The organism is Pseudemcibacter aquimaris (genome assembly GCF_028869115.1).
Taxonomy (GTDB): Bacteria; Pseudomonadota; Alphaproteobacteria; order Sphingomonadales; family Emcibacteraceae; genus Pseudemcibacter; species Pseudemcibacter aquimaris.
Window position 1 is genome coordinate 1,631,365 of sequence record NZ_CP079800.1, and the last position, 12,119, is coordinate 1,643,483.

Consider the following 12,119-nt stretch of genomic DNA (forward strand, 5'->3'; position numbering starts at 1 on the left):
ACTTTAATCAGAAATTATATACGTTCTCCCTGCAAATGTTACTGTGTTTAAGCCCTGATCGTTTTTATCAAGGGTAAATTTATGTCCAGAAAGCACAAAATATACATTTTTGCTATCCTCTTGAACGTCACGGTATAATTTCATGGATTTAATAAAATCCCCAAATGTTATGAATAAACCGTCACTTGTATTATTCAGCGACACTGTTTTGGTATTTAAAAGGGCGGCGGGGTGTTTAGGTGTCCCTTCTTTTAATGTATATGTACCGTGATAAGTGGATTTGATTGCGTTTGTGATTTCGACTGTTTCTTTAATTTCGACTGGGTTCTCTGACCAATTTAAAACATTAGAGGCGCCATAAAATATTTCATTCATAACTCGGCCGCCATTTTCTCCGTTCGTTAGCATCAAAATGCCACGGCCATCGGTGTAGCCGGTGAAGTTCGCCTTATATCCTTCGTTGGAACCAGTATGGCCAAATTCCATTATATTATTATCATGCTGAAATACCCGAAACCCAATTCCCCAATTGTTCTGATGTATTTTAAACAGCTCTGTGGCCATTTCTTTGCTTAAGATAGAGCCATCTTTTTGATGATAAATTTTATTTACCTGCTTTAAGGCCTTGGCGAGGTCAGTTGGGTTTGTCCATAAACTGGCGGCTGCCATTTCAGGGTATAGGTGATAGCTTTCAATCGGATTATCGTTAATTGGCTGTCCTTTATAATCATGTGCAAAGGCAATATTTTGTAGTTTCTCATCTGATAGATTTATTTCATAGCTGCTATGTTCCATTCCAAATGGTTCTATGACGTATTTCTGCATGATTTCAGGAAATTTTAATCCTGTTACATCCTCCATTGCCATTTGCGCAATGGTATAGCCGCCACCGGAATAGTTCCATTTCGATCCTGGTAAATTCTCAACGAATACTTCGTCTGTGTTGGCGGGGTCCTTGCCACTAACGATTTGGACGAGGGTTGGTAATTCAACATTATGGCCATATCCAGGGAAACCCGAAATGGTTAACCCCGCAGTATGTGTTAATATCATGCGTAATGTAACGGGCTTTTCTTTTGTCAATTCGTTCTCGGATATCTTCCAACGTTTTAGATAATTATTAATCGGTTCATCGAGACTTAATAGCCCCTCTTCCACCAATCTTAAGGCCGCAATTGCAGATAAAGGTTTTGAGATCGATGCCGATTGAAAAACGGTATCTTTGGTAACTGCTTCACCGTTCGCAGTGCTTTTTACGCCATAAGATTTTACCCATGCAATTTCGTCATTTTCGACGATCGCAACAGTAACGCCGGGTACATCATGATAATTCATGCGTTCAGTAATATTGAATTTTTCTGCTGTTTCCCCCTTAACACCCAAATAATAGGTTAAGGAATTCTCTATCTGATCATAATTTTGTGCATATGACGTAATTGAAATATGAGTGAAAAGAAAAATGAATTGTATCAACAGGATAATACGCATGGATGACCCCAATATTGTTTTATAAATTGCAATTGTATGATGGCATTAATGTGATTTTAAATAAACAAAAAAAGGGCCCCACCTGTTAAGATGGAGCCCTACCCCTGATAATATAATGAATATATCATCACAATTCTTTATGTGGTCATATTAATGATGACCGCTGTCCTTCTTGGTGGAACCGGCGAACCATTCGCGGCCTTTCAGCATGCAGTTCCAATAAACCCACGGAAGGATATCTGCCTTAAGAACCCACGCGAATTTTGTGGCCTTAAGTGTATTGTTAATCCATTTCGGGAATGTTGGCATAATTTTACCACCATATCCGAATTCTGCAAGGATAATTCTGTCCTTTGTCACTGTTAATGGACAAGAACCGTATCCTTCGTATACGGAATTAAGGGCTGTGCCATCTTTTTGCGCAAGAAGGTTTTCTGCAACAACAACTGCTTGCTTACGTGCGGCAGCAGCCGTTTTCGCGTTTAATGTCGCAACAACATCACCCACACCAAACACGTTATCGTATTTTGTGCTTTGTAATGAATTGATATCAACCGCAAGGAACCCTGTTTCCGCCGCAAGTGGGCTATTTGCAATAAAGTCAGGTGCGCATTGTGGTGGGCACACATGAAGCATATCAAATTTTTCTTCTACGTTGGTGACTTTGCCGTCTGCGTCCGTTACGGCAAAAGTGGCGATTTGATTTTCACCGTCAACCTTGATCAGGTTTTTACCAAATGAAAGCTTTGCGTCATATCTTTCAACAAATTCCATTAGTGGTGGGATATATTCCGCAACACCAAATAACGCAGGACCCGCATTACAGAATTCAACGTCTGTGTTATCAAGCACGCCTTTCTTTTCCCATTCGTTACAGGATAGATACATTGCTTTTTGTGGTGCGCCGGCACATTTAAATGGTAATGGCGGCTGTGTGAAGATCGCCTTTCCGCCACGGAAACGTTGCACAAGTTGCCATGTGTATGGTGCGCCTTCGCGGACGTAATTTGATGTTACGCCGTTTTTACCGATCGCTTCTTCTAATCCCTCAACCGCATCGAAATTAAGTTTAATGCCCGGTGCAACCACCAGATAGTTATATTCAACCTTATCACCACGTTCCAGTGTCACTGCATTATTATCAGGATCGAATGTTGCAACTGCATCTTTAATCCATGTCACGTCTTCTGGCATAACGTCGGCTTCTGGACGGATTGTTTCTTCTGATGAAAAGACACCTGCACCAACCATAGTCCAGCCCGGTTGATAGAAATGTTCATCTTTTGGTTCGATGATCGCAATATTCAGCCAATATTGACGTTTAAGAAGACTTGCTGCTGTGGCGATCCCTGCTGATCCGCCGCCGACAATAACAATGTCAAATTTCGATTGTTCGCTCATTAAATAAGCCCCTTTTTATTCTTGCTTGATGGAAGGTGACGAGCTTAACCGAAATGGTGCATATATTAAAGTGAAAAAAAACGATAATTTACTAGGCATAACCTTATGTAGTTTGTATAGTCACCTTTCTACAAAAATATATAAATGGGAGCGAAATTTATGTTTCGTAAATTATTCGTATTACTCACTTTGTGTGTATCATTTGCGACGGTTTCAACGGCGCAAGTGCAACAGACAAAAGGAAACTATGTCGACAAATTCCGCCAAATGGATGAAATCTGGCCAACGGCCAACTCATACCGTACGGCTGGTGGTGAGCCTGGCCATGAATATTGGCAGCAGCGCGCTGATTATAAAATCAACGTGACGATGGATGAAAAGAACCACCGTATTGATGGTAATGTTGAAATCACATACCACAACAATTCACCTGATACACTGCGTTTTCTTTGGGTTCAACTTGATCAGAACCGTTTCAACAAAGATTCCATGCAACATAAGACAGCAACATACAGTGCACCGGATAGCGTAAAAGGCTTTGATGGTGACCCTGCTCGTCTTAGCCTTGGTCAATTGCGCAGAATGCAGCTTCAGGAAGACCGCGAGTTCGGTTTTGAAGTCAGCAGCGTAAAACAATCCGGCCGTGATCTTAAATTCACGGTTGTTGGCACAAAGATGCGTGTTGATCTATTAACACCACTTAAAACAGGTGAAAATGTAACCTTTGACGTTGATTATGCCTTTAACATCATCGAAAGCGATGTGATGGGTGGCCGTGGCGGTTACGAACACTTCCCTGATGATGAAATCGAAGGTGGTGGCTATCTATACGAAATGTCACAGTGGTACCCACGTATGGGTGCATATACTGACTATGAAGCATGGACTGCGAAAGAATTCCTTGGTTCCGGTGAATTTACACAGGAATTTGGTGATTTTGATGTAACACTTACTGTTCCAGCCGACCATGTTGTTGCGGCAACAGGTGAGCTTCAAAACATGACTGATGTTATGACACCAACTCAGCTTGAGCGCTGGGAAGAAGCGAAAACAGCAGAACGTCCTGTTTATATCGTGACACCTGAAGAAGCCCTTGAAAATGAAAAAGAAGGCACAAACGACACAAAAACTTGGCATTTCAAAGCCGAGAATGTTCGTGACTTCGCTTGGGCATCTTCACGTAAGTTTGCATGGGATGCTAAAGGATATAACCAAGGTGGTTCAGTACGTCCATTCGTAATGGCCATGTCATTCTTCCCGAAAGAAGGTGGCGAGCTTTGGGAAAAATATTCAACAGAAGTTGTGATCCACACAATGGAAGTTTATAGCCGCGTTTCATTCGAATATCCATATCCGGTTGCTATTTCTGTAAATGGACCTGTTGGCGGTATGGAATATCCGATGATCACATTTAACGGTCCGCGTACGATCCTTAATGATGATGGTACACGTACATATACAATGGCGGAAAAAGAATTCCTGATCGGCGTGGTTATCCACGAAGTCGGTCACTTCTATTTCCCAATGATTGTTAACAGTGACGAGCGTCAATGGACATGGATGGACGAAGGGCTAAACAGTTATCTTGACGGTGTTGCTGGTCGTGAATGGAATTATGACTGGGCAAATTCAGAACCATCAGACATCATTGATTATATGAAGTCGCAAAATCAGGTTCCGATCATGACACAATCAGACAGTGTTCTTCGTCTTGGACCTAACGCGTATACGAAGCCGGCGACATCGCTTAATATCCTTCGTGAAGTGATCCTTGGCCGTGAACTGTTTGATTTCGCGTTTAAAGAATACTCACGTCGTTGGATGTTCAAGCGCCCTACTCCTTCTGATTTCTTCCGTACAATGGAAGAAGCATCAGGCGTAGATCTTGATTGGTTCTGGCGTGGTTGGTATTACACAACGGATCATGTGGATATCTCACTAGATCACATTTACCAAATGCGTATGGATACTAAAGATCCTGATATTGATTTCGCACGTCGTCGTGACGAATTTAACCAAAAGCCAAAATCGCTTTATGTTAAACGTAACGAAGAAGAAGGCATGCGTTCATGGATCCAGCGTAACCCAGATGTTCGTGACTTCCATAATGAAAACGATCAATTCACCGTTACAAATAAAGAACGTAACGAATATATCGATTTCCTTGATGGTCTTGAGCCACGTGAACGTGCAGAATTCGAGCGCGCCGTTGAAGAAGACAAGAATTACTATGTTCTTGAGTTCTCTAACAAAGGCGGTCTTGTAATGCCGATCCTGATTGAATTTACATTCACTGACGGTTCTACAGAATTCATGAACATTCCGGCGGAAATCTGGCGTCGTAACCACCTTAAGGTGAAAAAGCTTTTCGTTTTTGATAAAGAAGTCGAGCGCGTAGAACTTGATCCGGACTGGTACACTGCGGACACGAATGTGGAAAATAACCACTACCCTCGTCGCATTATCCCAAGCCGTATCGAAGCTTACAAAAGCTCACCACGTGGTGGTCTAAAACGTCGTAATGTTATGCATGACATTAAGACAGAACTTAAAGAGCCAAAGAACGAAAATAAATAATGTCTAAGCTTTTTAAGATTATAACTTTATTGGTGATGGCGGGCGTATTTACTACGTCCGCTTTCGCACATCAACAACGCGCAGCGATTACAAAGGTTCTGTTTAATAAGAACACAGGCAACCTGGAAGTAATGCACCGTTTCTATGTTCATGATACAGAACATGCCGTTCAAATGATCTTTGATAAGAATGCTGATATCATCAGTTCCAAAGAAACACAGGAACAATTCGCACAGTATGTCGCTGACAGATTTGCTATCAAGCCGCTTAACGGTCCTGAATTAAAACTGGATATGGTTGGTTATGAAATTGACCGTCAATTCATCTGGGTTTATCAGGAAATTAAGGCACCGGAAAACATCGAAGGACTGACCATTATTCATAATGCGCTTCGTGATATTTGGGTTGATCAGATCAATACAGTGAACGTCGAAGGACGCGGTGAATTAAAAACGGCAACATTTGTTGGTAACATCGAACTTCTTAATGTTGAGCTCGATAAAGAGTAATTTTTTTTCATAAAATTATTCACCAGAATATATTGTATACAAAAATCGTAAATTATTGAATATGTTAAATAATATTCAATAATCCCTCTTCTATTTTCTTAAGATGTATCTGAGATATATTATTAAGTCGTTGAAATATAACGACTTTTAAGATTTTATTCATATTTGATTATTATTATCATCACCCTGCAGCAAAAGTTACATATTGGTGGGCTACATTGTACTTGGGAATATTTTTGATAAATAGGTGATACAAATGTTTGAAAAGTTAAAAGGAATGAGCAGAGCTGTTAATTCTGACACAAAAGCAAAATTAGACGCGCTAAATAGGTCGCAAGCGGTAATCGAATTTGATGCCGAAGGCTTGATAAAAACGGCGAATGAAAACTTCCTGAATGCTATGGGATATACCCTTGATGAAATAAAGGGTCGACACCACCGAATGTTTGTTGAACACGAATATGCAAAATCACAAGAATATAAAGATTTTTGGGCGGCCCTAAACCGCGGTGAATATCAGGTTGCGGAATATATGCGCCTTGCCAAAGGTGGACGCGAGATTTGGATACAGGCATCCTATAATCCAATCCTTAATAACGATGGTATCGTGACAGGTGTTGTAAAGTTTGCAACAGACATCACAGAAAATAAATTAAGACGCGCCGATACCGAAGGGCAAATCGCCGCGCTTAACAAGGCACAGGCCGTCATTCATTTCAATCTTGATGGCACCATCATTGAAGCCAACGAAAATTTCTGTAGTGCGATGGGGTATGCCCTATCCGAAATACAGGGCGAACATCACAGTATGTTTGTTGATACGGAATATGCAGACAGTGATGAATATAAAGAATTTTGGGCAAGCTTAAACCGTGGTAAATACCAAACCGCAGAATATAAACGTATTGCCAAAGGTGGTCGTGAAATCTGGATCAGTGCATCATATAACCCAATATTCGATGCCAAAGGACGTGTAATTAAGGTTGTAAAGTTCGCAACCGACATAACGGCGCAAAAAATGCAACTTGCTGATTATAACGGACAGTTAGAAGCCGTTGATAAATCACAAGCGGTTATTTCATTTAATATGGATGGCACAATCATTGATGCAAACCGAAACTTCCTTGATGCCGTTGGTTATGATTTAAGCGAGATCAAAGGACAACATCACCGTCTATTTGTTGATCCATCATTTGCAACCAGTCAGGAATATGAAGCATTCTGGTCAAAATTGAATAAAGGTGAATTCCAAGCTGCCGAATATAAACGCTATGGCAAAAACGGTAAGGAAATTTGGATACAAGCAACATATAATCCGATCATGGATGTGAACGGCAAACCGTTTAAGGTTGTAAAATTCGCGTCAAATATCACTGACGCTGTGCTTGAACGCCGCCGTAAAGAACAAGTTCAAAAAGATATCGCAAAAGAACTCGCCAGTATTAATCATGCAATGCTAAGTGCGACTGAACAGGCAAACAGTGCCGCCCATTCATCAGAAGAAACAAACGTAAGCGTGCAAGCGGTTGCGGCGGGTGTTGAAGAATTTGATGCAGCAATCACGTCAATCGCTGATAGCATGCGTAAATCACGCGAGACATCGGATGATGCATTTAAGCGATCAGAATCCGGTGGTGAAGCAACAAAGCGACTAATTCAAACGGCAAAAGCAATGACAAATATTGTGGAAATGATCCAGGATATTGCCAATCAGATTAATTTGCTTGCGCTAAATGCCACCATTGAATCTGCCCGTGCCGGTGAAGCAGGTCGTGGATTTGCTGTTGTTGCAAACGAGGTTAAAAACCTTGCCGCACAAGCGGCAAATGCAACAGACCAGATTTCAAGTGAAATTCACGGAATGCAGAAAGTATCTGAAGAGGTTGATGATAATTTCACAGCCATTAGAGATTCACTTAATGAAGTCCGCACCTATGTTGTGGATAGTTCAAGTGCCGTTGAACAGCAGAGTGCTGCTGCGAGAGAGATGACTGGTAACATGCAAAGTGCTGCCAGTGGCGTTTCATCCATTAATGTCAACATCAATGAAATTGCGGTTGCAACCAATCAGGCAAATGATGCGACAAGCAAAGTGGAAGAAATGTCAAAATCAATTGCCTAACCGAAGATTAGGTAATATCCCGAGTACGCCCGAAAAGGGAAGCCTGTCCGCGGCTTCCCTTTTTATTTTTCAGCAAAAGCCTTTCATCAATGATTTGGGGATAAGGAATAACGCCCCTCTGCGCCATGGTTTTTTTGGTCTGCGCACCATTGATGATTTACGACCTGCCGTCATAGTCTATCCTTTCGGTTAGTTGCTGATGGAAAATGAATATTGTTTTTAGGGAGAAAAAAACACCGCAGGCGACGAGAGGATCGCCTTTCACAAGATATATTGAACCACTTCGTATGGTTCACGGTGTAATTCCCATATAGAACCTCGTAAGCTTTTTATTATCTTACAATAAAAAGACTAACAAATCCAGATGACAGGAATATGACGTTTAATCGCGATTGTTTTCGGCGGTTAAAATATTGCCTTCTATTGGCTCAATAGAAAAGTCAGAAAGATAAATGCGGACCTTGCCCCAACCAATTTTAAATTCTGTGTATACAGGTAACATACCATTAAAACCCGGCATTTTACCAAACCACAGGCGGCTGTCCTGGTCGTCGTCCTCGCGCCCTCTTTTGCGTTCTTTCTTTGGATCGGTGCTGCGAATGCCGCCGGCAAGAAGTTCACCATCGATTTTACAAATGGTTGTTTCGCCCTCGAACACGGAACGTCTTTCTTTTTCCAAGGTTTCATATTCATCACATAAGAAACTTTGTGATGAAACAAATACACCACCAAATTGGCGATCACGATATCCATTTTTATAATCACGATTGAAATTTTCATTCATGATCATATTAAGAAACAACGTCATCGGATCAAATCCGTGCTTATCCAAATCATCAATGGGAATATATTCTGTGTTTTCGCGTAATTCGAGTTCCTGAACATGATCAGTGACCATTAAATTATCAGGATTAAAGGATACTTTATTCAGATATTTAAACTTTCCGAAGTTACCCTGACTTTGATAATAAAGCTGTCGGTACTCACCGGTGCGGTGCATGATACCGCGGGCCATGGTGTTATTTTCCATTTTGCCTACGATGGATGCAATGCCCTTTACTTTGTAATGGGCACTGACCTCATAATTATTATTATCGATGATAGTATCGCTTGTGATTTCCGCGACGGTAAAGCCACCCCAATATGCCTTATATTTAAGGTTTACTTTATAGGACGACCCGATCTGGGCATTCGCGTAAGCGCTGAATGTGAATAATATCAGTATCGTCCTAATCAGTATTTTCATGGCTACCCTTAATTCATTGCGTTAAGTCTTTCTAACGCTTGCTTTATTTTGTCTGCCTTGGTTTCTGCTTCTTCAAGGCCTTTTTTATTTTCAGCAATCACGTGTGCTGGCGCTTTTGACACAAAGTTTTCATTGTTCAATCTTCCGGATACAGACTTGATTTCTTTTTCAAGTTTTTCCAGCGATTTTCCAAGTCTTGCTTTTTCAGCGTCAATGTCAATCACATCTGCAAGTGGCAAGTAATATGTTGCTTCACCAACCACAACAGAAATGGCTCCATTTGGTGCATCCCCATCAAGTGTATCAACATTTTCCAGCCTTGCAAGGCGCTTTAAGACGTCCATCTGTGCGCTTAACGCATTTTTGGTACCATCTGCCGCATCTGCAACCAACATATCGATTTTGGCGCCCGCAGGGACGTTCATTTCTGAACGCGCCGCACGGATATCCGTGATCAATGTGATTAACCAGTTCATTTCTTCACTGGCCGCTTCATTAACGTTGGCCGCGTTATATGTTGGCCATGTGGCCAAAATAAGGTCACTATCACGATTTTCTGATAATTTACCCCAAAGCTCTTCAGTAACAAATGGCATAAATGGATGCAGCATTTTTAGGATCTGATCCATAACCCATGCGGCTGTCTTGCGGCATTCGTCCTTGTCTGCGCCATCATCGGCATAAAATTGTGGTTTTACCAGTTCAATGAACCAATCACAGAAAGTACCCCATGTGAAATGGTATGCTGCTGCGGCCGCGTCATTATAACGGAATGCTTCAAGTGATTCCGTAACCTTAAGTGCTGCTTTTTCTGCTTCACCGATGATCCACTTATTTAGTGTTAGATTAACATCTGACGGATTAAATTCGCCACCTGTGTTAAAGCATTCATTCATTTCGCAGAATTTCGCCGCATTCCAAAGTTTAGTTCCGAAATTACGGTATCCTTCAACACGTTTGTCGGACATTTTAATGTCCCTGCCCTGCGCTTCCATAGCGGCAAGCGTGAAACGAAGCGCATCTGCGCCGTATTTATCCGCAAGTTCAAGCGGATCGATTACGTTTCCTTTTGATTTTGACATTTTGGCGCCATGTTCATCACGAACAAGCGCATGAACATATACTGTTTCAAATGGTACTTCTGGTTCGCCATTTTCGTCCTTCATGAAATAAAGGCCGTCCATCATCATTCTGGCAACCCAGAAGAAAATAATGTCAAAACCTGTCACAAGAACATCTGATTTATAATAACGCTTAAGTTCCGGTGTATCTTCTGGCCAGCCCATTGTGCCATTTGGCCACAGTGCTGATGAGAACCACGTATCAAGTACGTCTTCATCACGGGTAAGTTCTTTTACTTCGCCGTAATGGGCGTCTGCTTCTTTTTGCGCTTCTTCTTCTGTTACAGCAACAAATGTTTCACCGTCCGGTCCGTACCATGCCGGGATTTGATGCCCCCACCAAAGTTGACGTGACACACACCATGGTTCGATGTTACGCATCCATTCGAAATATGTTTTTTCCCACGTCTTCGGAACGAATTTTGTATCACCATCTTCAACGGCGCTGATTGCTTTTTTCGCAAGCGTTTCTGCGTCAACATACCATTGATCGGTTAGCCACGGTTCAATTGGAACACCACTACGGTCGCCATATGGAACCATGTGTACGGTTGGTTCGATTTTTTCAAGCAATCCAAGTTCATCCATTTTAGCGACAATTTTCTTACGTGCTTCAAAACGTTCCATGCCACGGTATTCTTCAGGAACATTGTCATTAAGGTGCGCATATTCATCAAAGATATTGATATTTTCAAGATCATGACGTTTACCAACCATGTGGTCATCAAAGTCATGGGCTGGTGTGATCTTCACGGCGCCTGATCCCTTTTCCGGATCGGCATGTTCATCAGCAACCACAATCAGTTTACGGCCAACGATCGGTAGTGTCAGTGTTTTACCAATAAGATCTTTATAACGTTCATCATCGGCATTAACAGCAACAGCCACATCACCAAGCATTGTTTCTGGACGTGTTGTTGCAACGGTAATAAAGCGACCTTCCTGTCCATCAACAGGATATTTGAAATGCCAGTAATTGCCGTTTACTTCTTTTTGTTCCACCTCAAGATCAGAAATCGCTGTGCAAAGCTTGGGATCCCAGTTCACAAGTCGTTTTGCTTTGAAAATCAGATCATCATGATAAAGATCAACGAATTTTTTAAGGACCGCTTCGACGAAACCATCATCCATGGTGAATTTTTGACGGCTCCAATCACAGCTTTGACCAAGGCGGCGCATTTGATTAAAGATCATGCCACCGGATTCTTCTTTCCATTCCCAGACGCGCTCGATAAATTTATCACGGCCAAGGTCATGTCGGCTTATGCCCTCTGCATCCAGTTTACGTTCAACAACCATTTGTGTTGCAATACCAGCATGGTCCATTCCAGGCTGCCACAAGACATCTTTACCGCGCATACGTTCAAATCGGATAAGGATATCCTGTAACGTATGATTTAACGCATGACCAATATGTAGGTTCCCTGTCACATTTGGTGGCGGAAGAATAATGGTAAATGGATCCGCATCCGGACGCTGCCCACATTTAAAGGCACCTTTGTCGTCCCAATTGTCGTAAATATCTTTTTCGCGGTTTGCAAAATCAAAAGTTTTTTCAAGCATTTCTTTAATCTTTATTCCATATAAAAACAGAAGAGCCAATCTACTGGCCCTTCTGTGTAAAAATATAACTTATTTATTCGTTTGTCTTTAAA

At 41.7% G+C, this 12,119-nt stretch carries 7 protein-coding genes; 3 read left to right on the top strand and 4 right to left on the bottom strand.

Annotated features, from left to right (window positions below):
* Window positions 1-3: 3 nt before the first annotated feature.
* Together KW060_RS07910 and KW060_RS07915 are read right to left on the bottom strand one after the other, a co-directional pair.
* Entirely contained in the window at window positions 4-1,488 is a 1,485-nt protein-coding gene (locus tag KW060_RS07910) for a serine hydrolase domain-containing protein (RefSeq protein WP_249034272.1), read from the bottom strand.
* Window positions 1,489-1,638: 150 nt separating this feature from the next.
* Window positions 1,639-2,889 carry an NAD(P)/FAD-dependent oxidoreductase gene (locus tag KW060_RS07915; RefSeq protein WP_249034273.1) on the bottom strand — a complete coding sequence of 417 codons (1,251 nt, stop codon included), beginning with the start codon at window positions 2,887-2,889 and terminating at the stop codon, window positions 1,639-1,641.
* 159 nt (window positions 2,890-3,048) lie between these two features.
* On the opposite strand from KW060_RS07915, the gene KW060_RS07920 reads away from it, so the two are divergent.
* From KW060_RS07920 to KW060_RS07930, 3 genes are all read left to right on the top strand, one after another.
* Window positions 3,049-5,466, top strand: a complete 2,418-nt coding sequence (locus tag KW060_RS07920; protein ID WP_249034274.1) for a M1 family metallopeptidase — start codon at window positions 3,049-3,051, stop codon at window positions 5,464-5,466.
* Window positions 5,466-5,975 carry a DUF6702 family protein gene (locus KW060_RS07925; protein WP_249034275.1) on the top strand — a complete coding sequence of 170 codons (510 nt, stop codon included), beginning with the start codon at window positions 5,466-5,468 and terminating at the stop codon, window positions 5,973-5,975. Before KW060_RS07920 ends, KW060_RS07925 begins: the two co-directional genes overlap by 1 nt.
* A gap of 256 nt (window positions 5,976-6,231) precedes the next feature.
* Entirely contained in the window at window positions 6,232-8,097 is a 1,866-nt protein-coding gene (locus tag KW060_RS07930; RefSeq protein ID WP_249034276.1) for a methyl-accepting chemotaxis protein, read from the top strand.
* Window positions 8,098-8,479: 382 nt separating this feature from the next.
* Here the strand turns inward: KW060_RS07930 and KW060_RS07935 are convergent, their stop codons facing one another.
* Both KW060_RS07935 and KW060_RS07940 read right to left on the bottom strand, forming a co-directional pair.
* Window positions 8,480-9,343 carry a DUF3108 domain-containing protein gene (locus KW060_RS07935; RefSeq protein WP_249034277.1) on the bottom strand — a complete coding sequence of 288 codons (864 nt, stop codon included), beginning with the start codon at window positions 9,341-9,343 and terminating at the stop codon, window positions 8,480-8,482.
* Window positions 9,344-9,351: 8 nt separating this feature from the next.
* Window positions 9,352-12,027, bottom strand: coding sequence for a valine--tRNA ligase (locus KW060_RS07940; protein WP_249034278.1), 2,676 nt, complete (start codon window positions 12,025-12,027; stop codon window positions 9,352-9,354).
* Window positions 12,028-12,119: the final 92 nt, after the last annotated feature.

What these genes read in the sequence shown, in the direction of transcription:
- KW060_RS07940 (WP_249034278.1), bottom strand. Translation starts at nt 12,027, where the DNA reads ATGCTTGAAAAAACTTTTGATTTTGCAAACCGCGAAAAAGATATTTAC.
- KW060_RS07910 (WP_249034272.1), bottom strand. Translation starts at nt 1,488, where the DNA reads ATGCGTATTATCCTGTTGATACAATTCATTTTTCTTTTCACTCATATT.
- KW060_RS07915 (WP_249034273.1), bottom strand. Translation starts at nt 2,889, where the DNA reads ATGAGCGAACAATCGAAATTTGACATTGTTATTGTCGGCGGCGGATCA.
- KW060_RS07930 (WP_249034276.1), top strand. Translation starts at nt 6,232, where the DNA reads ATGTTTGAAAAGTTAAAAGGAATGAGCAGAGCTGTTAATTCTGACACA.
- KW060_RS07920 (WP_249034274.1), top strand. Translation starts at nt 3,049, where the DNA reads ATGTTTCGTAAATTATTCGTATTACTCACTTTGTGTGTATCATTTGCG.
- KW060_RS07935 (WP_249034277.1), bottom strand. Translation starts at nt 9,343, where the DNA reads ATGAAAATACTGATTAGGACGATACTGATATTATTCACATTCAGCGCT.
- KW060_RS07925 (WP_249034275.1), top strand. Translation starts at nt 5,466, where the DNA reads ATGTCTAAGCTTTTTAAGATTATAACTTTATTGGTGATGGCGGGCGTA.